Raw genomic sequence first — 24,407 nt, forward strand, 5'->3', positions numbered from 1 at the left:
GTCAATCCTTTGAGGACGCAGCTCACCTGTCCGTAGCGGCCTGTGGCGTGATGTGCCAGTGGACAGATAGACTTCGGTATGAAATCCGATGCTCTGGCTGTTGATGGATGTGCTTGGCTCGCTTTGGATCACCCGCAACGGCCTGCGTTGACCAGGCCGAAGACTTGAGTCCACAATCGAGTCCATTCCGTGACGCTTGGATCGGAAAAAACGTTCGTAATAAACGAGTTAGCGACCGGGTGCTGTTCCCTTCACCCGCTCCACTCTCTTCCCCGAACCGACCCCCCATCCCCCGACGCGTGCGCTGACCATGGCGGCTGTGATCACCCTCGGCTGGCGGGAGCGCGTCGCGTTGCCCGACCTCGGCATCACCGGACTCAAGGCCAAGCTCGATACCGGTGCCCGCTCCAGCGCCCTGCATGTGGACACGCTCGAGGTGTTCCGGCGTGACGGCACGGACTGGCTGCGCTTCGAGGTGAGCAGTGGGCGCCGCCGCGTACGCGCTTGGCAGGCCGAGGCAGCGGCATCCGATCGCCGCGTGGTCACCGATACCGGCGGGCACCGCAGCGAGCGCTGGTTCATCCGCAGCATGGTGAGCGTGGCCGGCGAGGTGTACCCGATTGACATCAGCCTGACCGATCGCCGCCACATGCTGTTTCCCATGCTGCTGGGGCGTACCGCGATCGCCGGGCGCTTCGCGGTGGATCCCCGGCTTTCCTACACCCAGCCGCGCGCGGAGCGCGCCGTCACGGATACCCCATGAAGATTGCCATCCTCTCCCGCAACGCCCGGCTGTATTCGACCCAGCGCCTGGTCGACGCGGCGCGCGAGCGCGGGCACGTGGTGCGCGTGCTCGACCCGTTGCGCTGCTACGTGCGCATCGCGCCGGGCAACATGGCGATCCGCTACAAGGGCAAGGCGCTGCGCGACATCGACGCGGCGATCCCGCGCATCGGCACGCAGAGCACGTTCTACGGTACCGCGGTGCTGCGCCAGCTGGAGATGATGGGGGTGTACACGCCCAATCCGTCCGACGCGGTGCTGCGCGCGCGCGACAAGCTGCGCTGCCTGCAGATCCTTGCCTCGCACGGTCTGCAGATGCCGGCCACGGTGTTCGGCGACAACCCGGACGACACCAACGACGTGCTGGCGATGCTGGGCGACCCGCCGCACGTGATCAAGCTCAACGAGGGCAGCCAGGGCACCGGCGTGGTGCTGGCCGAGAAGCGCAGCGCTTCGCAGAGCGTGATCGAGGCGTTCCGCGGCCTGTACGCCAACTTCCTGGTGCAGGAGTTCATCGCCGAGGCGAACGGCAGCGACCTGCGCTGCTTCGTGGTCGGCAACAAGGTGGTGGCCGCCATGCAGCGCGACGCCACCCCCGGCGAATTCCGCGCCAACCTGCATCGTGGCGGCACCGCCAGCAAGGCCAGGCTGAGTGAAGAGGAAAAGCGCATTGCCGTGCGCGCGGCTCAGGCGCTGGGACTGGGTATTGCCGGCGTCGATCTGCTGCGTTCGAACCGTGGACCGCTCTTGCTCGAAGTAAATGCCTCGCCCGGACTGGAGGGCATCGAGGCCGCCAGCGGCGTGGATGTGGCCGGGAAGATCATCGAGGCGCTCGAATCCAAGACGCGGAAGAAGAAGTAGGGAGTCCCGGAAGGCCGGTCGAATTACGAAAGGGAATGTACGAAGACCTTCGTTGACACGTTTCCGGAGCGTGCCTAGTATCGACCGCACCCATTCGAAGGACGCTGCCATCGTGGCGGCGGCGGGGGCGGGAGGTCGCATGCGGTTACGGAAATGGATGATGGGTGCGCTGGTGCTGGTGGCGTTCTGCCAGGGAGGCATTGCTTACGCCACCAAGGACAAGCCGATCGTCAAGGCGCAGAACAAGGACGATTTCGCCGCCGTGGCGGCCGCCGTGCGCAAGGAGATGGTGCCGGGTGGCCGGTTCGAGTTCATCGACAGCAAAGAGCGCGAGACGGTCGACAAGCGGCTGGACGAGATGGCGTCCCTGTTCGACAGCTACGGCACCGTCGACCAGATGAATCCGGATGCGAAGATCAAGCTCTTCAACGACCAGGAAGAGGTCAACGCAATCCTGCGGCACCGGGATGACGACCGCCGCATCTGCCAGTCCGTCGCGCCGGTCGGGTCGCATATCCCCCGGACCATCTGCATGACCTATCGCGAGCAGGAACTGGAGCGTCGACGCACCCAGCAGTTCCTCGACGATACCCGGCTGAACAATCCGCAGCTCAGGAGCGGCAAGTAATCACATGCAGTTCGCATGCGGCATGAGCCGCCATCGTCAAAGGCCGCGGACGGGGTGTCCGGGATGAAGGCCGGAGCTTCTTCCTTGCCGCGGCCGACCGAGGCCGAGCTCGAGATTCTGCGGGTTCTGTGGTCGCGCAAGGAGTGCACCGTGCGCGAGGTGCACGAGGCGCTGCGCGGTGGCCAGTCCGGCTACACCACGGCGCTGAAGATGCTCCAGGTCATGCATGCCAAGGGCCTGGTGCTCCGCGATGACTCGTCGCGAGCGCACGTCTACCGTGCGGCCATCAGCAAGGAGCGGGCGCAGAGCTGGTTCCTTGGGGATCTCGTGAGGCGCCTGTTCGACGGATCGTCTTCCCAACTGGTCATGCAGGCGCTCGGCAACGACGAAGCCAGTCCGGCGGAGCTCAAGGCGATCCGGAACCTGCTGGATGAGCTGGACCGGAGGGATTCCTGATGGGCGTGGCCCCGCAGATGCTGGCCGTGGCGAGGTTGATCGGCTGGATGATCGTCCACTCCCTGTGGCAAGGCATCCTGCTTGGGCTGGCATATGGTTGCTGCCGCGCTCTCGTGCGCCGCGGTGAGCCGCGTTACCGCCTCGGTCTCGCCGCCATGGGTGGCCTGGTGCTGATGCAGGCGATCACGCTGTGGATGTTGTGGCCGCCGAGCGGGGCGCCGGGGGGAGGCGACCCGGTCGCATACCTGGCGGCCATGCCTGTCACCGAAGGTGTGGCCGCCATCACCGCTCCCTCGTGGATCGACGGGATCGACGCGGCCTTGCCCTGGATCACCCTGGCCTGGTCCGCCGGAGTGATGCTGCTTGCCTCCCGTGCGGGCGTGCAGTGGCTGGACCTGCGCCGTCTGGTGCGGTCGGCGCAGGCGGCGCCGTCGTGGCAGGAGCGACTGGACCGGATCGCCCTGCCGTTCGGGCTCTCCGGGCGCGTGAGGGTTCTGTGCAGCGGTGCCGTGTGCAGCCCCGTGCTGATCGGGGTGATCCGGCCGGTGATCCTGCTGCCGGTTGCGGTGATGTGCCGCATGCCGCTCGCGCAGGTCGAGCTGATCCTGGCCCACGAACTGGCGCACGTCAGGCGCCTCGATCCTCTCGTCAATCTGCTCCAGCTGGCCATCGAGACGCTCTACTTCCATCACCCGGTGGTGCGCTGGATCTCGCGCGAGGTGCGCAACGAGCGGGAAATCTGCTGCGACAGCATGGCTCTCACCAGGCATCCCGGCAGACGTCGGGAGTACATCGAAGCGTTGGCGACCCTGGGCGAGCTGGTGATGAAAAAGCCGATGCTTCTTGCGTCGAACGGAGGCCTGCTGCTCGAGCGTGTGCAGCTCATCGCGTCGCCGCTTCAGGCGGACGCGGGGCGTGGATCGCCGGCCCGGTTGCTGGCGCTCGGCCTGGGGTTGGTGCTTGCGGTGGGGGTGGTCTCGCATCAGCAGGGCCTCACACCTCTCGCCGCGGCGTGGTCCCCGGGCTCGCCGCAGATGGTGACGATCCTGTCTGACAGACTGCTGCATCGGGGGGCCTGGTCATTGGCTGACCTCGTGCCGTATCGCGCTTCGGCGGCTTATCCCGACGTCATCCCCGCGAACGGAGCATTGCCCGCGATACCGGCAGCGCTCCACGGAAACCTGCGTCGATTGCAGGATGTCCGACCCGGCCCGGTGGCGTTCGTGCCCCCGGATATCGCCAGCCATATCTCGCCCTCCGTCATCGGGCCGCTCGCCCTGGCCCGCGGAGTCACCGGGGCCGCGGCACCGGTTCCCGTGCAGGTGCGCCAGCCGCTCTATCCCCGCCAGGCGCTGGAGGCGGGGATCGAAGGTGAGGTGGTGATCGAGTTCGGCCTTCGCCACAACGGCACGGTGCGGGACATGCGCGTGGTCCACTCCGAACCCGAGGGTGTCTTCGACCAGGCGGCCATGGCGGCGCTCCGCGACTGGCGCTATGCCGGTCCCATGGTGGCTGGCGCCCACTATCGTCAAACCATCGGTTTCACGCTGCATGGCCCGGCAGCCGGGCAGGGGGGGCGGCGCCAGGCTCGGGCCGGAGTGCCCTGCACTGTGGTTACGGGGACCCACATCTGTCGTTTCCCCGAGGGCGGCCGTCCCCTCACGGGTATCGGGCCTTGATCGGAAGCCGCGGATCACGATCGGCTGTGGCCGGGTTAACCACCGGCTCAAGGTGAGTTAACCGGGTCATAACCAGCCCCCCCCTATAAAGCTTGAACTGCAGATTTGCCTGGCACTTCAGTAACCGGTTTGGGTGGCAGCAGATTTTCGGTATCGGGGCAGTAGCTTGAGCCCAGGTCGTGCGATTTTCTCGCGCACCTGGGCTTTTTCTTTGCCCGCTGGAGTCGTTCAGCCGCAGGGCGGCTGGACGCGCATCTTGAGAGATCAAGCTTGTTAAGCTTATTTGGCGGGGCTGCCGAATACCGGCGGCCGATGGAGTGGCACATGCGCGTACTGGTGATCGAAGACAACAGCGATATCGCGACCAACATCGGCGACTATCTGGAGGACCGCGGCCATGTGGTCGATTTCGCCGGCGACGGCGTGACCGGCCTGCATCTGGCGGTGGTCCACGATTTCGACGTGATCGTGCTCGACCTGACCCTGCCCGGGATGGACGGCCTCGAAGTAGCGAAGAAGCTTCGCCACGAGGCGCACAAGCAGACGCCGATCCTCATGCTTACCGCGCGCGACGCGCTGGAGCAGAAGCTCACCGGCTTCGAGTCCGGCGCCGACGACTACATGACCAAGCCGTTCGCGCTGCAGGAGCTGGCCGCCCGGCTGGAAGTGCTGGCCCGCCGCGGCAAGGGTCCGCAGAGCCGGGTGCTGAAGGTCGCCGACCTCACCTTCAACCTCGACACGCTCACCGTGAACCGCGAGGGCAAGTCGATCCAGCTCAACCCGATCGGCCTGAAGCTGTTGCAGGCGCTGATGGAAGCCAGCCCCTCGGTGGTGACCCGGCAGGACCTGGAACAGAAGGTGTGGGGCGAGGAGCTGCCGGACAGCGACAGCCTGCGCGTGCACATCCATGGCCTGCGCGCGGCGATCGACAAGCCGTTCGAGAAGCCGCTGATCCATACCCGCCACGGCATCGGGTACCGCATGGTCGATCCGGATGCAGTCCAGGCGTAAGCTGCGGTTCCGTCTCGTCGTCTCCTTCGCGCTGTTCGGCTTCGGCCTCAGCGCGTTGTTTGCTTTTGCGGCGCTGAACATCCGTTCGCGGGTAGAGGATCAGCTGGTCACCGCCGCGCTGCAGCAGGATGTCGACCAGGCCGTCGAGCAGGTCCACAAGGATCCGTCCAAACCCGCCGGGTCGGAGCTGGTCGAGGCCTGGATGCGCAGCGAGCGCACCCTCTACAACATGCCGCTGGCCTGGCAGTCACTGGATAGTGGCGTCCACGACATCTACGAGACCGATTCGCAGGGAAACAAACGGCATTACAAGTTGGCGGTGAGGCGCAAGTACGGCCTCATCGGTTTCGTCCGCTATGACGTGACGCGCGAAGAACTGGGCAAGCGCCAGTTGCTGGTAAGCGTCATCGGGGCCGTGTTCCTGTTCGGCCTGCTCTCGCTGGCGATCGGCCTGTGGCTGTCGCGCAAGGTGCTCAAGCCGGTCAGCCAGCTGGCCCAGCGGCTGCGCGAGTTCCGCCGGCTGGGCAAGGCCGAACCGCTGGCGCAGGAGTTCGCCGATGACGAGGTGGGCGAGCTGGCGCAGGCGCTGGACGACTACGCCGCCCGGCTGACCTCGATGGTGGAGCGCGACCGCGAGTTCAACTCCGATGTCAGCCACGAGTTGCGCACGCCGCTGGCGGTGATCGCCAGTACCACCGAATTGCTGCAGGGTTCGCCCGACCTCACGCCCAAGCTGGCCGAACGGCTCAAGCGCATCGAGCGCGCTTCGCGCCAGGCCACCGAGCTGATCGAGGCGCTGCTGTTGCTGTCGCGGGCCGAGCGGCGCGGGCCGACCCGCGGCGAGACCACCGACGTGGCCAAGGTGGCGGGCGACGTGATCGAGAGCCAGCGTCCGCAGGTCCGCGACAAGCCGATTGCCGTGCATCTGGACGTGCGCACGCCGGTCAGCGTGAACGCTCCGGCCTCGGTGCTGGCCGTGGCGCTGACCAACCTGATCGGCAACGCGATCAAGTACACGCTGGAAGGCGAGGTGCGGGTCGAGATCGACGCCAACGGCATCGAGGTGATCGATACCGGTCCCGGCATCAAGCCGGAGGATGCCGAGCGGCTGTTCCAGCGCGGGGTGCGCGGCGAGGGTGCCGGCGGCAGCGGCGCCGGCCTCGGCCTGGCGATCGTGCGGCGCCTGTGCGAGCTGTACGGCTGGCAGGTGGCGATGCGGCCGCGTAGCGACCGCAACGGGGCGATCGCCAGCCTCGTCTTCGGCTGATCCATTCGCCGCTGCAGGAGCCCGCTCGCGGGCGATGCTTTTCGCTCTGAATCGACATCAAAGCCGAGAGCATCGCCCGCGAGCGGGCTCCTGCGGTGGGCAAAAAAACGCCCCGCTGTGCGGGGCGTTTTCGTGTGGGCTGCGGTGGCCGGGTCAGACCGGCTCCAGCCAGCCCCACTTGTCGTTGGTGCGGCCATCGAACAGGCCGAAGTACAGCTCCTGCAGCCGGCGGGTGACCGGGCCGGCAGTGCCGTGGCCGATCTGCTTGCCGTCCACCGCGTTGATCGGGGTGATCTCGGCCGCGGTACCGCACATCAGCAGCTCGTCGCACAGGTACAGGTACTCGCGCGGGAGGTCGCGCTCGACCACTTCGATGCCTTCCTCGCGGGCCAGCACCTTGAGCGTGTCGCGGGTGATGCCGGTGAGGATCGAGGCGCTCGCCGGGGTGGTGTGCAGCACGCCGTCGAACACCAGGAACAGATTCTCGCCGGCACCTTCGCTGAGCAGGCCGGTGGAGGCCATCGCGATGCCTTCGCCGAAGCCCAGCCGGCGTGCCTCGCGCGCGATCAACTGGCCGGAGAGGTAGTTGCCGCCAGCCTTGGCGCCGGCCGGGATGGTGTTCGGCGCGAAACGCTGCCAGCTGGACACGCAGGCGCTGATGCCCTTTTCCAGCGCGCCCGGCCCGAGGTACGGACCCATCGGCCAGGTCGCCACGGCGACGTCGATCGGCGTGTCGGCGGAGAGCCCGAAGCCGCCCAGGCCGCGGTAGGCCACCGGGCGAAGGTAAGCGGCGGTCAGGCCGTTCTTCTTGACGATGTCGCGGCAGGCCTGGGCCAGCTCGTCCATGGAGTACGGCAGCTCCATGTCATAGATGCGCGCGGACTGGTACAGGCGCTTGAGGTGGTCGGTGAGGCGGAAGATCGCGGCACCGTCGGGCGTGGCATAGCTGCGGATGCCCTCGAACACCGACGAGCCGTAGTGCAGGGCATGCGACATCACGTGGGTGGTGGCGTCTTTCCACGGCTTGATCTCGCCGTTCTGCCAGATCCATTCGGGGTATTGCTGCGCCATGACGGTTCTCCGTTGGGGACCGCCCATGATAACGGATCGCCCCGGCAGCCGCCCCGGACGAAGGTCATCCGGCGGGCGGCAGCAGCCACAGGCAGCCGGCGCGGCGCTCGATCGCGAAGCGGGTCTCGTGCGGGCCGCCGTCGTCGTCCGGGGTGACCGCGATCAGCGCCTGCGGGTCACCGGGCGCGACGGCCGGCGGAGCCGCCGACGGGTCGTCGAGCTGATCGCGCAACGGCCGGGTGGCATCGTAGATCGAGGCGGCCGGCCCGGCCGCGGCGTGCCAGCCGCCGCCGTCGTCGTCGCGCAGATCCAGCAGCGGTCGGTCGACCAGCGTGCCCAGTGCCTGGATGCGTTCCACCGCGCCGCGCTCGCCGTAGTCGTCCCACAGCATCAGGCCAGCCAGCCGGTTGGGCTCGCGCCGGGCGAACGCATCCAGCACCTGTTGCCGCAGCGTGGCCGGATCGGCGGCGCACAGCCGCGGCGCGTCGTCGGCCGGCTGGCCTGTGCCGGGCCGGTCGGCGGCCGCGGCGGCGCTTGCTCGCACAGGTGTGGCGTCCAGCGTGCTGCAACGCCTGTCGGTGAACACCGGATGCCCGGCCGGATCGATGCAGCGGTGGATCACGTCCTGTCCGCGCGCCGACGGGCCGGCCACGAGGGCCAGGATCAGCAGGGCGAAGACGGACGGCAGGTGCATCCGGCCAGTATGGAGCCGGCTCCGTATGCGATCAGTGCAACTGGTCGAGGATCGCCAGCGTCGGCCGGGCGCGATTCAGGGTGTAGAAGTGCAGCCCCGGGGCCCCACCCTCGATGAGGCGGCGGCACAGCTGGGCCACCACCTCGGCGCCAAGCTGGCGGACCGACTCGGCGTCGTCGCCGTGCGCCTGCATGCGCTTGACGATCCAGCGCGGGATTTCCGCCCCGCAGCCATCGGAGAAGCGCTTGAGCTGGCTGAAGTTGCCGATCGGCATGATGCCCGGCACCACCGGCACCTCCACGCCCAGCCGCCGCACGTCGTCGACGAAGCGGAAGTAGGCGTCGGGATTGAAGAAGTACTGCGTGATCGAGCCGTTGGCGCCGGCCTCCACCTTGGCCTTGAAGTGGCGCAGGTCGGCCAGGGCGTCGTCGGCCTGCGGATGCGTCTCGGGATAGGCAGCCACCTCGATATGGAAGTGGTCGCCGGAGTGCTCGCGGATGAAACGCACCAGCTCGGCGGCGTAGCGGAAGTCGCCGGGCGAGGCCATGCCGGAGGGCAGGTCGCCGCGCAGCGCCACGATGCGGCGGTAGCCAGCGGCGCGGTAGCCGTCCAGCAGCTCGGCGATCTCCTTCCGGGTGCCGCCCATGCAGGACAGGTGGGGCGCCACATCCAGGCCGTGCTCGCGATGCAGGCGGGCCACCGTCTCCCCGGTGTAACTGAGCGTGGAGCCGCCAGCGCCGAAGGTCACCGATGCGTACTCCGGCCCCCGGGACTTCAGCAGGCTGGCCGTGCGGTCCAGTTGGGAGCGTTGCTCGTCCGTCTTGGGCGGGAAGAACTCGAAGCTGATCGGGGGCATGACTCGAGGGTCGGCAGGGCGATTGCCAAAGTATATATCTTTTATTCGCGATGAAAAGATGGATGGCCGTTTGCCGCCAGGGTCGCGTTGCCTGCGACAAGCTGTCCGTCCGGCGATCGCAAGGATTTTTGACCGGCATCAGTTAGCCCGGTGGCCCGATCGTCGACCATGCCCCCCGTTACGACGCTCAGGAGGGGGCCCAGTGGGCAACTACAACGACAAGGTCGTGCGGCAGTTCGCCGTGATGACCGTGGTATGGGGCGTGGTCGGCATGCTGGTAGGCGTGCTGATCGCGGCGCAGCTTTATTTCCCGGCACTGAATTTCAACGTGCCGTGGCTCACCTTCGGCCGCCTGCGGCCGTTGCACACCAATGCGGTGATCTTCGCGTTCGGCGGTTGCGCGCTGTTCGCCACCAGCCTGTACACGGTGCAACGCACCTGCCATGTCCGGCTGCTGTCGGACAAGCTGGCCGCGTTCGTGTTCTGGGGCTGGCAGCTGATCATCGTGGCGGCCGCGATCAGCCTTCCGCTGGGCTACACCCAGGGCAAGGAATACGCCGAGCTGGAATGGCCGATCGACATCGCCATCGCGATCGTCTGGGTGTCCTACGCGGTGCTGTTCTTCGGCACCATCGCCAAGCGCAAGGTGAAGCACATCTACGTGGCCAACTGGTTCTACGGCGCGTACATCATCACCATCGCGCTGCTGCACATCGTCAACAACCTGTCGATTCCTTCCGGATGGATGACGTCCTACTCCATCTATTCCGGCTCGGTCGATGCGATGGTGCAGTGGTGGTACGGCCACAACGCGGTCGGATTCTTCCTGACCACGGCCTTCCTCGGCATGATGTACTACTTCGTGCCCAAGCAGGCCGGCCGGCCGATCTACTCCTACCGGCTGTCGATCGTGCACTTCTGGGCGCTGATCGCCATCTACATGTGGGCCGGTCCGCACCACCTGATGTACACCGCGCTGCCCGACTGGGCGCAGTCGCTGGGCATGGTGTTCTCGCTGATCCTGCTGGCGCCCTCGTGGGGCGGTGCGATCAACGGCATCCTTACCCTGTCGGGTGTCTGGCACAAGCTGCGCACCGACCCGATCCTGAAGTTCCTCATCGTCTCGCTCTCGTTCTACATGATGAGCACGTTCGAGGGGCCGATGATGTCGATCAAGACGGTCAACTCGCTCAGCCACTACACCGACTGGACCATCGGCCACGTGCATTCCGGCGCGCTGGGCTGGGTGGCGATGATCTCGATCGGCTCGATCTACGCGATGCTGCCGCGCCTGCTCAACCAGCAGCAGATGTACTCGGTCAAGCTGATCGACACCCACTTCTGGCTGCACACCATCGGCGTGGTCGTGTACATCGCCTCGATGTGGATCGCGGGCGTGATGCAGGGTCTGATGTGGCGCGCCACCGACCCGGACAACGGCACCCTGGTGTACTCGTTCGTCGAGTCGCTCAACGCCACCAAGCCTTACTACCTGTTCCGCCTGGGCGGTGGCCTGATCGTGCTCAGCGGCATGTTCGTGATGGCGTGGAACGTGTTCAAGACCTTCCAGCAGGCGCGGGGCGCGATCGTCGCGCAGCCGGTGCTGCCGGCGGACGCTGCCGATGCCAGGGCCTGAGGGGACGGACATGACCGAGACAACGCATTTCCACGACAAGATCGAAAAGAACATCGGCCTGATGGCCATCCTGATCGCCGCCGCCGTCTCCTTCGGTGGCCTGGCCGAGATCGTCCCGCTGATGTTCCAGGCCGAGACGATCAAGCCGCTGCCGGGGATCAAGCCGTACCCCGCGCTGCAGCTGGCCGGGCGGGACATCTACCTGCGCGAGGGCTGCTACAACTGCCACTCGCAGATGATCCGCACGCTGCGCTTCGAGACCGAGCGCTACGGCCACTATTCGCTGGCCGGCGAGTCGGTCTACGACCATCCGTTCCAGTGGGGCAGCAAGCGCACCGGACCGGATCTGGCCCGCGTCGGCCTGCGCGGCTACTCCGACGACTGGCAGCGCGCGCACCTGCACAACCCGCGCGACGTGGTGCCGGAGTCGATCATGCCGGCCTACCCATGGCTGGAGAAGAACAAGCTCGACGGCGAGGAGGTCGCCCGGCACATGAAGGCGCTGCAGCGCATCGGCGTGCCGTACACCGATGCCGAGATCGCCGCGGCGCCGGAGGAGGTCAAGGGCAAGACCGAGCAGGACGCGGTGGTCGCGTACCTGCAGCATCTCGGTACGCACCTGACGCCGGCCGACGACAACGCACCGCAGGGGAGTGACTGACATGGTGGCCGGAGTGATTACCGCAGTGCTGCTGGTGCTGTTCGTCGGCGGCTGGATCTGGCTGTGGCTGCCGCGCAACAAGCCGGCGCTCGATGCAGCTGCGCGCATGCCGCTTGAAGACGACAACGGGGAGGAAACGCCATGATGACCTCGGGATGGACGTGGTACGTGGTCATCCTGGTTGCGCTGAACATCGCCGGCTGCTTCTGGCTGCTGATGGCGAACGTGAAGCGCCGCCCCGGAGACCCTGCGCCGGAAGACACCAGCCATGTGTGGGACGGTGACATCACCGAATACAACAAGCCGTTGCCGCGCTGGTGGATCAACCTGTTCTACATCACCATCGTCTTCGGCATCGGCTACCTGTTCTGGTACGGCGTGGGCCCCTTGCGCGGCTTCGGTCACTGGAGTTCCAAGTCGGAATGGGCGCTGGACAAGGCCGCCGAGGATGCGCGGCTGGAGGAAACCCTGAAGCTCTACGCCGGCAAGCCGATCGACGTGCTGGCCAAGGATCCGGGGGCGGTGGCGATCGGTCGCACGATCTTTGCCGACAATTGCGCGGCCTGCCACGGCTCTACCGGCCTGGGCGCCAAGGGCTTCCCGAACCTGGCCGACAAGGCCTGGTACTGGGGCGGTTCGCCCGACCGCGTGCTGGAGACCATCCTCAAGGGCCGCAATGCGGTGATGCCGGCCTGGGGCACCGTGCTCACGGCGCAGGGCGGCCCGCTGGCGGTGGACGACGTGGTCGCCTACGTGCAGTCGCTGTCCAAGCCGGGGCATGTCGAGGACGCGGCGGCGCAGCGCGGCAAGGCGCTGTTCGGCACGCTGTGTATCGCCTGCCATGGCCCGGACGGCAAGGGCAACCCGATGCTCGGTGCGCGCGACCTGACCACGGCCCACTGGCTCTACGGCGGCAGCAAGGCTGCCTTGCACCAGACCATCGCGGAAGGTCGCAACGGCATCATGCCGGCGTGGGAGCCGCGGCTTGGCGAAACCCGCGTGCGGCTGGTCGGCGCCTATGTCTGGACGCTGTCCAGGCATGACGACGCGGCTCCGCCGGAGGCGGCTCCGTGAACCGGCTGGCGGACGGGCAACCCTCCGCCCCGGCGCGCCGGTTGCTCCGGCGCGCCGGCGCCATCCTCTGGCCGAGCTTCTTCTGCGCCGGCGTGATGACCATGGTGTTCTTCGCCTACGTCGATCCGCAGGCATTGCAGGACATGACCTTCCCCACGCTGCACCTGGATCGCGAGCTGGGCTATACGCTCGGCTTCTTCCTCGCCTGGATCGGCACCGCGTCGTCCAGCCTGTTCACCTGGATCCTCCTGCGACCGCGCAAGGCCTTCCACCACGCGCCCGGTGCGCCTGAACACCGCCCATGACATCACGCATTCCCCTCAAGCTCGTCGAGGAAGGCAGCGACTCGTTCTATGTGAGCGAACGCAAGGTCTACCCGCGCGAGGTCTCCGGTCGCTACAACCGCCTGCGCGTCGCCGCGGTGGTGTGGTTGCTGGGCATGTTCTACCTGTTCCCGTGGCTGCGCTGGGACGGTCGCCAGGCCGTGCTGCTGGACCTGCCGGCGCGGCAGTTCCACATCTTCGGGCTGCTGTTCCTGCCGCAGGACTTCCTGTTCCTGGCGATGCTGCTGATGATCGCCGCGCTGGCGCTGTTCTTCTTCACCGCGCTGGCCGGACGACTGTGGTGCGGCTACGCCTGCCCGCAGACGGTGTGGACCGAGGTTTCGCTGTGGATCGAGCAGTGGATCGAGGGCGACCGCAACAAGCGGATCAAGCTCGACGCGATGCCGTGGAACCGCGAGAAGATCCTGCGCAAGGGCACTCGCCACCTGGTGTGGGCGCTGTTCTCGCTGTGGACCGGCTTCACCTTCGTCGGCTTCTTCAGCCCGATCGCCGACCTGGCGCGCCGGGTGCCGTTCCATCTCGGTGGCTGGGAGGCGTTCTGGATCGTTTTCTACGGCGTCGCCACCTGGGGCAACGCCGGCTTCCTGCGGCAGCAGGTGTGCAAGTACATGTGCCCGTACGCGCGCTTCCAGAGCGCGATGTTCGACCGCAACACGCTGATCATCGCCTATGACCCGATGCGCGGCGAGCCGCGCGGTCCGCGCAAGCGCGGCCTGACGACCGTGCTGGAGCGCGCCCGCGGCCTGCTCGACAAGGTGACCGCCTACGACTACGTGTTCCGCGCCAGCCGGCATCCCTCGGCGGCGGACAACCGCACCCAGGCCAGCGGCACGATCACGCTCAGCGGTCCGGGCGTGAAGGTCGAGCCGCTGCCGAAGTTCGCCGTCGAGGAGCTGGGCGACTGCATCGACTGCACGATCTGCGTGCAGGTCTGCCCGACCGGCATCGACATCCGCAACGGCCTGCAGTACGAGTGCATCGCGTGCGGCGCCTGCATCGACGCCTGCGACGAGGTGATGGACAAGGTCGGCTATCCGCGCGGCCTGATCCGCTACTCCACGCAGAATGCGATCGATGGCGCACCGGCGAAGGTGCTGCGTCCCCGCATCATCGTTTACGGCCTGCTGCTGACCGCGCTCGCCGCCGCCTGGGGGTGGGGCGTCACCCACCGCAGTCCGCTGCTTGCCGAGGCGCTGCGCGACCGCAACGCGATGTATGCGCAGGCCGACGACGGCAACGTCGAGAACAGCTACACCATCAAGCTGGTGAACAAGAGCCAGCAGACCCACCGCTACCGCATCGAGGTGGCCGGCGGCGCGGATCTCGAGGATCTCTCGCTGCGCGGCGGCCCGAAGGTGGTCGTCGCCAACAGTGGCGAGGTGCTGTCGGTGCCGGTCACCGTGGCGGCCTCCTCGGAAACGACCGGGCGCCATGTGGTGCACTTCACCGTACATGGCGTCGATACGCAGGCGACCGTGACCATCGACAGCAGCTTCTTCGGACCTTCGCCATGAACAAGCCCCGCAAAGCTTGGCGTGAACCCATGGTGTGGATGCTGATCGGTCTGCCGCTTGCGTCGGTGGCCATCGGGTTCGCGCTGTTGTTCGCCGCCGTCGATCACGCCGGCCCGACCGCCGAGACGCCGGACAAGGTCATCCGTCTGGGCCACCTGCAGCTGACCGCGGAAGAGGCGCCGCAGACCCGGGGGTCCAAGCCGGTGACCGAGCTGATCCTGCGCCACAACGGCGGCATGATCGAAGCGGTGCCGACCGACGCGCGCATCGCCCGCGGCGGCGACCTTACCGTCGTGCTGACCGCCCAGGACGCGACCGCCGAGGTGCTGACCCTGCGCCTCAAGCCCAGCGAACTGGGCTGGCGCGGCGCCGGGGTGATCAGCGACGCGCACAGCTGGCGGATCGAGGCCACCTCCGACCGCGCACCGTGGCGACTGCAGGGACGGTGGCCGGCCGAGGCGCGGTTCGCGCGGCTCGCGCCGTAAGGCGGGTCGAGCCGGTGGACCAGCGCGTCGTTCACAGCTGCTACCACTGCGGCGAGCGGTTGCCGCCGTCGCCGGTGTGGGTGGCGCTGGATGGCCGGCCGCAGCCGTTCTGCTGCCACGGCTGTGCCACCGCCGCGCAGTGGATCCGCGACGCCGACCTGGGCGACTACTACCGCCTGCGCAGCGACGCCGGTGCGCGGGTCGATGTCGAGGTGGCCGATCTCGGCGCCTGGGACGGCAAGGAGCTGCTGGCCGAGCACACCGTGCCAGTCGACGGCGGCTGCGAGATCACCGTGCTTACCGACGGCATGCGCTGCGCCGCCTGTGCCTGGCTGGTCGATCGTGCGCTCGAGCGCACGCCGGGTGTGCTCGATGCCGGGGCCAATGCGGTGACCGGGCGCATACGCATTGCCTGGGATCCTGCGCGCACGCGCCTTTCGGCCGTGCTGGGCCAGCTGGCGATGCTCGGTTACCGACCTTATCTGGCCGGCGACCCGGCGGCGGAGCGCCAGCGTGTGGCCGATCGCCGGCAGTGGCTGCTGCGCCTGGGCGTGGCCGGACTGGCCGCGATGCAGACGATGATGCTGTCGGAGGCCTCGTACCTCGATTTCGGCCACCACATGAGCGTGCCGACGCGCGACCTGTTCCGCTGGTTCACCCTGCTGGTCTGCACACCGGTGGTGTTCTATTCCGGCTGGCCGTTCATCGAAGGCGCGTGGAACGGCCTGAGGCGCCGTCACCTCGGGATGGATGTGCTGGTCGCCGGGTCGACCCTGCTGGCCTACTTCGCCAGTGCCGTCGCGACCGTGCGCGGCGGACCGCACGTGTGGTTCGACGCGGCCGCGATGTTCGTGTTCCTGCTGCTGCTGGCCCGTCTGCTGGAGCAGCGCGCGCGGCGTATCGCCAGCGCACAGGTGGACACGCTGGCGCGCGCGCGCCCGGTGCTGGCGGTGCGCGAGCGGGCCGACGGCACGCGCGAATCGGTGCCGCTGTCGGCGCTGCGGGTGGGCGATGTCGCCTGCGTTGCGGTGGGCGAGGCGGTGCCGGCCGATGGCGAACTGCTCGATCCGCAGGCGCTGTTCGAGGAGGCGCTGCTTACCGGTGAGTCGCGACCGGTGGCCAAGCGGGAGGGGGATCCGGTGTATGCCGGCACTCACTGCCGCGAGACGCCTGCGCGCCTGCGCATCAGCGGCGTCGGCACGTCGACGCGGCTGTCGCAGCTGACCCGGCTGGTCGAGCAGGCGCAGGCGCAGCGACCGCCGCTGGCGCAACTGGCCGACCGCATCGGTGCGGTATTCGTCGGTGGGGTGCTGCTGGCCGCGCTGGCGGTGTACCTGGGCTGGCGGCTGATCGAGCCGCAGCGGGCGTTCGAGGTGGCACTGTCGCTGCTGGTGGTGAGCTGCCCGTGCGCGCTCTCGCTGGCGGTGCCGGCCGCGCTGGCCGCGGCCAGCGGGGCGCTGGCGCGGCGGGGCATCCTGCCGGTGCGTGCCGGAGCGCTGGATCGGCTCGCCCGCGTCACCGACCTGGTATTCGACAAGACCGGCACGCTGACCCGCGTGCATCCGGTGCTCGAGGCGGTCGAGGTGTTCGACGGCATGGACCGCTCGCGTGCCCGTGCGCTCGCTGCTGCGCTCGAGCGCGACAGTGGCCACCCGATCGCGGCGGCATTCGCCGGCGACGAAGCGCAGCTGGCGGTCGAGTCGCTGCAGCTGGTCGCAGGACAGGGGCTGACCGGCCGGATCGAGGGCGTCCACTGGCGCCTGGGTACCGCCCCCTTCGCGGCTGGCCGCGTCGACGACGGCCAGTTGTGGCTGGGCGACGGCACGCGTGCGCTCGCCCGTTTCACCCTGCGCGAGGGGCTGCGTGCCGACGCCGTCGACACCCTCCGTGCGCTGCGCGGGCTCGGCCTGGTCGTGCATCTGGCCAGCGGCGACGGCGCGGCCGCGGTGGAGCGGATGGCCGCCACGCTGGGTATCGCCGACGCGCGGGCAAGGCAGCGTCCCGAAGACAAGCTTGCCCTGGTGCATGAGCTGCAGGCGCAGGGCCGCACGGTGGCGATGGTCGGCGATGGCCTGAACGACGCCCCGGTGCTGGCCGGCGCCGACGTCTCGCTGGCGATGGGCGAGGGCGCGGCGCTGGCCCAGCGCGCCGCCGACCTGGTACTGACCGCGCCGGAACTGATGCGCGTGCCGGCCGCCATCGCCCTGGCAAGGCGCACGCGGCACATCATCCGCGAGAACTTCGCCTGGGCGGTGGGCTACAACCTGATCGCGCTGCCGCTCGCTGCCATGGGGCGGGTCACGCCGGGCTGGGCTGCGCTGGGAATGGCGCTATCCTCGCTGGTCGTCACCCTGAACGCGCTGCGACTGATGCGTCGTTCGCGCGAGGAGCATCGCCCATGACCATCCTGCTGATGCTGATTCCGCTCAGCGTGGTGCTGCTGGCCGTGTCCATCGGAGCTTTCGTGTGGGCGGTGCGCAAGGGACAGTTCGACGACCTGGACACGCCGGCGCTGGACATCCTGCGCGACGATCCGCCGGCCACGCCGACCGACCCGGACGATGACGCTCGATAGCCTGACGCTCACCGCGGCGCTGCTCAGCGGCCTGCTCGGCGGTGCGCACTGCGCGGCGATGTGCGGCGGTATCGCCACCGGCTTCTCCGCGCGTGCGCCGCAGGCCGGGTGGGCCGGCGCGGCGCAGCTCAACCTCGGCCGGGTCGGCGGCTACGTGCTTGCCGGGGCGCTGGTCGGCGGCGTGGGCGACGGTCTGCTGCGCGTGTTCGAGATTCCCGGACTGGCCGTGGCGATGCGGGTGGCCGTGGGCCTGGTGCTGGTGCTCGCCGGCCTGCGCCTGCTCGATCGCAGTGGTCGCTTCAACGTGCTCTCGCGCCCGGGCGCCCGGGTCTGGCGTGCCCTGCAGCCGCTGCTGCGTCCGTTGCTGCCGGCGAACACCGCACCGCGCCGGCTGGCGGCCGGCGTGTTGTGGGGCTGGCTGCCGTGCGGGCTCAGCACCACCCTGCTGGCGGCCGCCTGGATGCAGGCCAGCGCGGTGCACGGCGCGCTGACCATGGCGGCATTCGGGCTCGGCACCTTGCCGGTGATGCTGCCGTTGACCTGGTCGGGTGCCCGCATGGGGCGCTGGCTGCAGCGACCGGGGATCCGTCACGGCGCGGGCGCGCTGGTGCTGGTGGCGGGCGTGCTGACCATGGCGGCGCCGTGGCTGATGCAGGTGCCGGCCCTGCACGACGCGCTTACCGCCCTGGGCTGCGGACCGCGGTCCCGCTGAAGGCGCCGCGCCGCGGGCTCGGTGCTCGCGGCGCGGCGTGTCCTGCCGTGTCGGCTCAGTCCCGGTCGGGCCGGGCTTCGTGGTACCCGGCGGGGATCGCCGTGCTGAAGATCGCGGCATCCAGCGGCGGATCGACGGTCACGTGGATGCGCTGGCTCATCGCCATGCCGTGGCCGCCGACCTCGACCGCCCGCGGCACGCCGTCGTCATCCGCCCACAGGTCGATGCGCATGCCGTGCACGTCGAGCTGCCAGCCGTGGGTGATGCGACCGTCGATGATGCGCTGGCCGGGCAGTTCGACCGCCTTGCCCTGGAACTGGCCGATCGCCTCCAGCCACTTCAGCGCGGCGTCGGGTTGCGGCTTCGCATCCGCCGGCAGCGCGACCACCATCGCCATGCGCGGGCCGTGCAGCAGGGTCAGCACGCGATGTTCGGCGGCGTTCACCACCACGCTGGTGGCTTCGCCGATGTCGGTGCGGGCATCGCCGGCGCGGTCCATGCGGACGTGGATCGGCGGCATCGCGATGCCCTGCGACTGCTGTTCGATGGTCATCGACAGGGTGCGGAAGTCGCGCAGGTGCTTCAGCGCCAGCTCGAAGGCGACGCCGCGCGAGGTCGGCATCAGCACCAGGGCGAGTACCAGGCAGGCGGTGGCGGCGGTGGCGAACGCACCGATCCAGCGCGCCGGCCGGACGCGGCGCGGACGGGCGCCGGCGAGTCGGCGCTCCAGCTTCGCCTGCGCGGCGTCGAGCGCGACCGGTGACGGATCACGCACCAGTGCCTGCAGGTGGCTGGCCAGGGCGGGGGACAGGGTCGGTTCCATCACAGCACCTCCTGCGCGGAGCGCGCGCGGTCGTTGAGTAGCGATTCCAGCGTCTGCGTCGCACGGTGCAGGCAGACGCCGACGTGGTTCGGGGTGAGGCCGGTGGCCCGGGCGATCGCCGCGGTGTCCAGGCCGTGGAGATGCCGCAGCACGAAGCATTCGGCGTGCTGCGGTTTGAGCTGGGCGAGGGCGTCGCGCAGCCGGCGGGCGCGTTCGGCCTGCTCGGCGTCCTGCTCGACGGTGTCGGCCGCTTCCGGCTCGGCGGCTTTCCACAGTGGGCGCAGACGGCGCCAGCGTTGCCGGCTGCGCAGACGGTCGATCGCCTGGCGCGTGGCCATGGCGGCGAGGTAGGCCGGCCACGAGGCGACGTCGGTCGGCGGTTTCTCGAGCAGGCGCAGGAACACGTCCTGTTGCACGTCTTCGGCCTGGCCGGCATCACCGAGCACGCGGTACGCGGCAAGGTACACCGCGCGGCCGTAGCCGCGGGCCAGGGTACTGACATCGGGCGGTGCGGTGTCCGTCATGGGCTCGCCTCCGCGGGAAAGTGACAGGGGCATGGTGCGTCTCCGGGTGGATTCACCCCTTCAGACGCGCCGGCCCGCCCGATTCTTACAGCTGCTGGCACCGGAAACGACGAAGGGCGCATCGCTGCGCCCTTCGTTTCGATCTTGTGGAACCTTGCCGCCGATCAGTAGCGGTAGTGCTCCGGCTTGTACGGACCTTCCACCGCCACGCCGAGGTACTTCGCCTGGGCCGCGGTCAGCGTGGTCAGCTTCACGCCGATCTTCTCCAGGTGCAGGCGGGCCACTTCCTCGTCCAGCTTCTTCGGCAGGATGTAGACCTTGGGCTCGTAGATGTCCTTGTGCGCCCACAGGTCGATCTGCGCCAGCGTCTGGTTGGCGAACGAGTTGGACATCACGAAGCTCGGGTGGCCGGTGGCGCAGCCCAGGTTGACCAGGCGGCCTTCGGCCAGCAGGAAGATCGCGTTGCCGTTGGCGAAGGTGTACTTGTCCACCTGCGGCTTGATGTTGAGCTTGGTGGCACCGGACTTCTGCAGCCGCTCGACCTGGATCTCGTTGTCGAAGTGACCGATGTTGCAGACGATCGCCTGGTCCTTCATGCCCTGCATGTGTTCCAGGGTGATCACGTCCTTGTTGCCGGTGGTGGTGACGTAGATGTCGCCACGGCCCAGGGTGGACTCGACGGTGTTGACCTCGAAGCCTTCCATCGCCGCCTGCAGGGCGTTGATCGGGTCGATCTCGGTGACCACCACGCGGGCACCGTAGGCACGCAGCGAGTGGGCGCAGCCCTTGCCGACGTCACCGTAGCCGCAGACCACCGCCAGCTTGCCGGCCAGCATCACGTCCATCGCGCGCTTCAGGCCGTCGGCCAGCGACTCGCGGCAACCGTAGAGGTTGTCGAACTTGCTCTTGGTGACCGAGTCGTTGACGTTGATCGCCGGGATCAGCAGCTTGCCGGCCTCGGCCAGCTGGTACAGGCGGTGCACGCCGGTGGTGGTCTCTTCGGAGACGCCCTTCCAGTCCTTCACCACGGTGTGCCAGAAGCCCGGGCGCTCGGCGTGCACGCGCTTGAGCAGGTTCTTGATCACCTGCTCCTCGTGGCTCTCGGAGGCGGAGTCGACCCAGCGGTCGCCCTTCTCGAGCTCGTAGCCCTTGTGGATCAGCAGCGTCACGTCGCCGCCGTCGTCGACCACCAGCTGCGGGCCGAGGAAGCCGCCCTTGCCGTCGGGGAAGGACAGCGCGTCCAGCGTGCAGTCCCAGTACTCCTCCAGCGTCTCGCCCTTCCAGGCGAACACCGGGGTGCCGGAGGCGGCGATCGCCGCGGCGGCATGGTCCTGGGTGGAGAAGATGTTGCACGAGGCCCAGCGCACGTCGGCGCCGATGTCTTTCAGGGTCTCGATCAGCACGCCGGTCTGGATCGTCATGTGCAGCGAGCCGGTCACGCGCACGCCCTTGAGCGGGGCGCTGGCGGCGTACTTCTTGCGGATCGACATCAGGCCGGGCATTTCCTGCTCGGCGATGTCCAGTTCCTTGCGGCCGAAGTCGGCCAGGCCGATGTCGGCGATCTTGTAATCGTGCGAAACGGTTTCGCGGGTCACAGCATTCATTTCGGAGAGCTCCAGTTCTGTGCAGGAGCCCCGCGGCGCCGGGGAAGGTCGCTCGCGAGACTGCCGCGTGATAGCAACCGGGCGCCGTTTTCGAACCTGCCGCGCCGAGCCTGGCCACCGGTGCTTTCCGGTCCGGATAACCGGACGGAAGGGCGGAATTCCGCCTGCCTGTGGTCGCAGCGCCCCTCGACGGGCAGCGCACCATTGTAGCGGCAACCGGCCCAGGCTGTCCGCCCGGGTGTGCAGCGTGGACCGATTCTTGACATGCTGCACCCGCAGCATTTGCTAGTCTTGGACGGATTCACACAAGGGAGACCTCCATGCCTTTCCAGCCCGACACCCCCGACCTGCCGCACGACGCCCCCCTGCGCGAGGACGTCAGCCGGATCGGCGCGATGGTCGGGCAGATGCTCGCCGAGCAGCGCGGGGAGGCCTTCTTCGAGAAGGTGGAGGCGGTGCGCACCACGGCGATCCGCCGCCGCCGGGAGGACGAGCCGGTGGCCCTGCTGGACCGGGCGCTGAGCGGCATGCAGGCGGAGGAGGCCGAAGCGCTGGCGCGCGCCTTCGCCACTTATTTCCAGGCGGTGAACATCGCCGAGCGGGTGCACCGCATCCGCCGCCGCCGCGACTACCAGCGCAGCGATAGCCATCCGCAGCCCGAGTCCCTGCTCGACGTGCTGACCCGGCTCAAGGCGCAGGGCGTCATCGCCGCCGAACTGGTCGACTGGCTGGGTCGCCTGCACGTGGAGCCGGTGTTCACCGCGCACCCGACCGAGGCGGTGCGCCGCTCGCTGCTGGAAAAAGAGCAGGCGATCGTGCGCTCGCTGGTGGACAACTTCGACCCCACCCGCACCCCGCAGGAGCGCAAGGAGGACGACGACCGCATCTTCATGGCGCTGTCCTCCGGCTGGCAGACCGCCGAGGCCTCGCCGGTGCAGCCCACCGTGCAGGACGAGCACCACCACGTCGGCTTCTACCTGGCCAACCCGATCTACCGCATCGTGCCGGCGTTGTACGAGCAACTGGCCGATGCGCTGCAGCAGGTCTACGGCATCGCGGTGCCGATGCCGCGGCTGCTCAGCTTCGCCACCTGGGTCGGCGGCGACATGGACGGCAATCCCAATGTGGGCGCCGACACCATCGCCGCGAGCCTTGCCAGCCAGCGCGCCCATGTGATCGAGCACTACGAGGAGGATGTGGCCGGGCTGGCCCGCCTGCTCAGCCAGACCGAGGGCCGCGTGGCCGTATCGCCGGAGTTGCTGGCGCGGCTGGAGGACTACCGCGAGCGCTTCCCGGAAGCGGCGAAGAAGATCCGCCCGCGCCACGCCGACATGCCGTACCGCACCTTGCTCACCCTGATCGGCGCGCGCCTGCAGGCCACCCACGAGGACGACCATCCGGAAGGCTATACCTCGGTCGACGAGCTGGCCGGCGACCTGGAGCTGATCGCGCACAGCCTGATCGACCACCACGGCCTGCACGCCGGCGCCTACGCGGTGCAGCGGCTGGTCCGCCGCGTGCGCACGTTCGGCCTGCATCTGGCCCGGCTCGACGTGCGGCAGGACTCGCAGGTGCACGACGACGCGCTGGCCGCCCTGCAGGGCGACGCCGACTGGGGCCAGCGCAGCCCGGCCGAGCGGGTGGAAAAGCTGCATCCGTTCGCCAGCGGCGAGCTGGCGCTCGCCCCGGTCGAGGAGGAGAACGCCCAGCGCATGCGCTCGGTGTTCCAGGCGCTGGGCACGGCCCGTCGCCGCTACGGCGCCGAGGCGATCGGCCTGTACATCATCTCGATGGCGCGCACTGCGGCCGACGTGCTGGCCGTGCTCGCGCTGGCCCGCCACGGTGGCCTGGCCGTGGAAGGCGAGCCGGTGCCGCTGGACGTGGCGCCGCTGTTCGAGACGGTGGACGACCTGAAGAACGCCCCGGCCACGCTGCGCGCGCTGCTGGCCGACCCGGTCTACCGCACGCACCTGGCCTCGCGCGGCGACCGCCAGTGGGTGATGCTCGGCTACTCCGACAGCGGCAAGGACGGCGGCACGCTGGCCTCGCGCTGGGGCCTGCAGCGCGCCCAGGTGGAGCTGCTGGACATCGCGCACGAGGCCGGCATCCAGCTCGCCTTCTTCCACGGTCGCGGCGGCTCGGCCAGCCGCGGCGGCGGCCGCATGACGCCGGCGCTGATGTCCTCGCCGCGCGGCTCGGTGGCCGGCGTGCTGCGGGTGACCGAACAGGGCGAGGTGATCCATCGCAAGTACGGCATCCGCGCGCTGGCGCTGCGCAACCTGGAGCAGACCGTCGGCGCCGTGCTGCGCGCCAGCCTGCGCCCGCGCGAGGTGGAGCCGCGCGAGGACGCCTGGCGCGAGCGCATGCACGTGCTCTCGGCCACCAGTCGCAAGCACTACCGCGCCTTCGTCGACCGCGAGGGCTTCGTCGAGTACTTCCGTGCCGCCACGCCGATCGACGTGATCGAGCGCATGACCCTGGGCTCGCGCCCCTCGCGCCGGCGCTCGATGCGCGGCGTGCAGGACCTGCGCGCGATCCCCTGGGTGTTCTCCTGGACCCAGTGCCGTTCGATCCTCACCGGCTGGTACGGCCTGGGTACCGCGCTGGAGCAGGGTGCGGCCGAGTTCGGCGAGGAGGCGCTGGCCGAGATGGCGCGCGACTGGCCGTTCTTCAGCAACATGCTCGACGACGTGGAGATGGTGCTGGCCAAGTGCGACCTGGCCATCGCCGAGGCGTTCTCGACGCTGGCCGGCGAGCTGCACGCGCCGTTCTTCGCGCTGATCCGCGAGGAGTTCGCGCGCACCTGCCACTGGGTGCTGCGCCTGAAGGGCAGCGACGAGCTGCTGCAGGACTCGCCGCGACTGGCCCAGTCGATCCGCCTGCGCAACCCGTATGTGGACCCGATGAGCGTGCTGCAGATCGACCTGCTCAGGCGCTGGCGCGCCAGCGACCGCGGGGACGAGGCCCTGCTGCGCGCCCTGGTCGCCTGCGTCAACGGCGTCTCGCAGGGGCTGCAGAACACCGGCTGAGCGGTCGCCGTCCCGGGGCTGTCCGTCTTTGGTCGGGCGATTCCGGAAGCGGACACTGTGACCGGACACATCGGCGTGTCCGCGTCCCGAAAACGGCGCCACGGCGCCGTTTTCGCTTTT

24 protein-coding genes and 1 riboswitch are annotated in these 24,407 nt (G+C 68.8%); of the genes, 18 read left to right on the forward strand and 6 right to left on the reverse strand.

Features of this window, described 5'->3' with window-relative positions; all coding sequences use genetic code 11:
• The first annotated feature begins 310 nt into the window (after positions 1–310).
• The 7 genes from C693_RS0114370 (at position 311) to C693_RS0114400 (ending at position 6,685) form a co-directional block, all read left to right on the forward strand.
• The gene (locus C693_RS0114370) at positions 311–763 is read left to right on the forward strand and encodes an ATP-dependent zinc protease family protein (RefSeq protein WP_017462968.1); all 453 of its coding nucleotides are present in this window, start codon (positions 311–313) and stop codon (positions 761–763) included.
• Complete coding sequence (gene rimK / locus C693_RS0114375; RefSeq protein ID WP_017462969.1) at positions 760–1,644, forward strand: 30S ribosomal protein S6--L-glutamate ligase; 885 nt, start codon at positions 760–762, stop codon at positions 1,642–1,644. Before C693_RS0114370 ends, rimK begins: the two co-directional genes overlap by 4 nt.
• A 139-nt stretch (positions 1,645–1,783) precedes the next feature.
• Positions 1,784–2,272: a hypothetical protein gene (locus C693_RS22700; RefSeq protein ID WP_157798634.1), complete on the forward strand. Its 489-nt coding sequence runs from the start codon at positions 1,784–1,786 to the stop codon at positions 2,270–2,272.
• A gap of 84 nt (positions 2,273–2,356) precedes the next feature.
• Positions 2,357–2,728, forward strand: coding sequence for a BlaI/MecI/CopY family transcriptional regulator (locus tag C693_RS0114385; RefSeq protein WP_017462971.1), 372 nt, complete (start codon positions 2,357–2,359; stop codon positions 2,726–2,728).
• Positions 2,728–4,407: a M56 family metallopeptidase gene (locus C693_RS0114390; protein ID WP_017462972.1), complete on the forward strand. Its 1,680-nt coding sequence runs from the start codon at positions 2,728–2,730 to the stop codon at positions 4,405–4,407. The genes C693_RS0114385 and C693_RS0114390 overlap by 1 nt, the downstream gene beginning before the upstream one ends.
• Before the next feature lie 324 nt (positions 4,408–4,731).
• Positions 4,732–5,418 (forward strand): response regulator transcription factor, encoded by a 687-nt coding sequence (locus C693_RS0114395; protein WP_017462973.1) that lies wholly within the window; start codon positions 4,732–4,734, stop codon positions 5,416–5,418.
• The gene (locus C693_RS0114400) at positions 5,363–6,685 is read left to right on the forward strand and encodes a sensor histidine kinase (RefSeq protein ID WP_026107434.1); all 1,323 of its coding nucleotides are present in this window, start codon (positions 5,363–5,365) and stop codon (positions 6,683–6,685) included. The genes C693_RS0114395 and C693_RS0114400 overlap by 56 nt, the downstream gene beginning before the upstream one ends.
• Before the next feature lie 153 nt (positions 6,686–6,838).
• On the opposite strand, the gene C693_RS0114405 is transcribed toward C693_RS0114400, so the two are convergent.
• The 3 genes from C693_RS0114405 to metF all read right to left on the reverse strand — a co-directional run bounded on the left by C693_RS0114405 (position 6,839) and on the right by metF (position 9,306).
• Positions 6,839–7,756: a branched-chain amino acid transaminase gene (locus C693_RS0114405; protein WP_017462975.1), complete on the reverse strand. Its 918-nt coding sequence runs from the start codon at positions 7,754–7,756 to the stop codon at positions 6,839–6,841.
• A 64-nt stretch (positions 7,757–7,820) separates the two neighbouring features.
• Positions 7,821–8,450, reverse strand: a complete 630-nt coding sequence (locus C693_RS0114410) for a hypothetical protein (RefSeq protein ID WP_017462976.1) — start codon at positions 8,448–8,450, stop codon at positions 7,821–7,823.
• A 31-nt stretch (positions 8,451–8,481) separates the two neighbouring features.
• Entirely contained in the window at positions 8,482–9,306 is an 825-nt protein-coding gene (metF, locus tag C693_RS0114415) for a methylenetetrahydrofolate reductase [NAD(P)H] (RefSeq protein ID WP_017462977.1), read from the reverse strand.
• Between the two features lie 202 nt (positions 9,307–9,508).
• On the opposite strand from metF, the gene ccoN reads away from it, so the two are divergent.
• The 10 genes from ccoN to C693_RS0114465 are packed head-to-tail and all read left to right on the forward strand — an operon-like array spanning position 9,509 to position 18,307.
• Complete coding sequence (gene ccoN, locus C693_RS0114420; protein ID WP_017462978.1) at positions 9,509–10,942, forward strand: cytochrome-c oxidase, cbb3-type subunit I; 1,434 nt, start codon at positions 9,509–9,511, stop codon at positions 10,940–10,942.
• 10 nt (positions 10,943–10,952) lie between these two features.
• The gene (gene ccoO / locus C693_RS0114425; protein WP_017462979.1) at positions 10,953–11,603 is read left to right on the forward strand and encodes a cytochrome-c oxidase, cbb3-type subunit II; all 651 of its coding nucleotides are present in this window, start codon (positions 10,953–10,955) and stop codon (positions 11,601–11,603) included.
• A 1-nt stretch (position 11,604) separates the two neighbouring features.
• Positions 11,605–11,748 carry a cbb3-type cytochrome c oxidase subunit 3 gene (locus C693_RS23115; protein WP_017462980.1) on the forward strand — a complete coding sequence of 48 codons (144 nt, stop codon included), beginning with the start codon at positions 11,605–11,607 and terminating at the stop codon, positions 11,746–11,748.
• Positions 11,745–12,677, forward strand: a complete 933-nt coding sequence (ccoP, locus tag C693_RS0114435) for a cytochrome-c oxidase, cbb3-type subunit III (RefSeq protein WP_241762678.1) — start codon at positions 11,745–11,747, stop codon at positions 12,675–12,677. The genes C693_RS23115 and ccoP overlap by 4 nt, the downstream gene beginning before the upstream one ends.
• On the forward strand, positions 12,674–12,982 hold the full coding sequence (locus tag C693_RS0114440; protein WP_017462982.1) for a hypothetical protein: 309 nt from the start codon (positions 12,674–12,676) through the stop codon (positions 12,980–12,982). Before ccoP ends, C693_RS0114440 begins: the two co-directional genes overlap by 4 nt.
• Positions 12,979–14,535: a 4Fe-4S dicluster domain-containing protein gene (locus C693_RS0114445; protein ID WP_017462983.1), complete on the forward strand. Its 1,557-nt coding sequence runs from the start codon at positions 12,979–12,981 to the stop codon at positions 14,533–14,535. Before C693_RS0114440 ends, C693_RS0114445 begins: the two co-directional genes overlap by 4 nt.
• Complete coding sequence (locus C693_RS0114450) at positions 14,532–15,020, forward strand: hypothetical protein (protein ID WP_157798635.1); 489 nt, start codon at positions 14,532–14,534, stop codon at positions 15,018–15,020. The genes C693_RS0114445 and C693_RS0114450 overlap by 4 nt, the downstream gene beginning before the upstream one ends.
• Positions 15,021–15,034: 14 nt before the next feature.
• Complete coding sequence (locus C693_RS0114455; protein ID WP_017462985.1) at positions 15,035–17,422, forward strand: heavy metal translocating P-type ATPase; 2,388 nt, start codon at positions 15,035–15,037, stop codon at positions 17,420–17,422.
• On the forward strand, positions 17,419–17,595 hold the full coding sequence (gene ccoS, locus C693_RS0114460; protein ID WP_017462986.1) for a cbb3-type cytochrome oxidase assembly protein CcoS: 177 nt from the start codon (positions 17,419–17,421) through the stop codon (positions 17,593–17,595). The genes C693_RS0114455 and ccoS overlap by 4 nt, the downstream gene beginning before the upstream one ends.
• Positions 17,582–18,307 (forward strand): sulfite exporter TauE/SafE family protein, encoded by a 726-nt coding sequence (locus tag C693_RS0114465; protein WP_017462987.1) that lies wholly within the window; start codon positions 17,582–17,584, stop codon positions 18,305–18,307. Before ccoS ends, C693_RS0114465 begins: the two co-directional genes overlap by 14 nt.
• 55 nt (positions 18,308–18,362) lie before the next feature.
• On the opposite strand, the gene C693_RS0114470 is transcribed toward C693_RS0114465, so the two are convergent.
• The 3 genes from C693_RS0114470 to ahcY form a co-directional block, all read right to left on the reverse strand.
• Positions 18,363–19,130 carry a hypothetical protein gene (locus C693_RS0114470; RefSeq protein WP_017462988.1) on the reverse strand — a complete coding sequence of 256 codons (768 nt, stop codon included), beginning with the start codon at positions 19,128–19,130 and terminating at the stop codon, positions 18,363–18,365.
• Entirely contained in the window at positions 19,130–19,654 is a 525-nt protein-coding gene (locus tag C693_RS21880) for an RNA polymerase sigma factor (protein WP_017462989.1), read from the reverse strand. Before C693_RS21880 ends, C693_RS0114470 begins: the two co-directional genes overlap by 1 nt.
• 164 nt (positions 19,655–19,818) lie before the next feature.
• Positions 19,819–21,258: an adenosylhomocysteinase gene (ahcY, locus tag C693_RS0114480; protein ID WP_017462990.1), complete on the reverse strand. Its 1,440-nt coding sequence runs from the start codon at positions 21,256–21,258 to the stop codon at positions 19,819–19,821.
• A gap of 72 nt (positions 21,259–21,330) precedes the next feature.
• A riboswitch (S-adenosyl-L-homocysteine riboswitch) is annotated at positions 21,331–21,452 on the reverse strand.
• A gap of 126 nt (positions 21,453–21,578) precedes the next feature.
• Between ahcY and ppc the strand changes: the two genes are divergently transcribed.
• Positions 21,579–24,287 (forward strand): phosphoenolpyruvate carboxylase, encoded by a 2,709-nt coding sequence (gene ppc, locus C693_RS0114485; protein WP_017462991.1) that lies wholly within the window; start codon positions 21,579–21,581, stop codon positions 24,285–24,287.
• Positions 24,288–24,407: the final 120 nt, after the last annotated feature.

The sequence above is a fragment of the Dyella ginsengisoli LA-4 genome (genome assembly GCF_000334915.1).
GTDB lineage: Bacteria > Pseudomonadota > Gammaproteobacteria > Xanthomonadales > Rhodanobacteraceae > Dyella_A > Dyella_A ginsengisoli_A.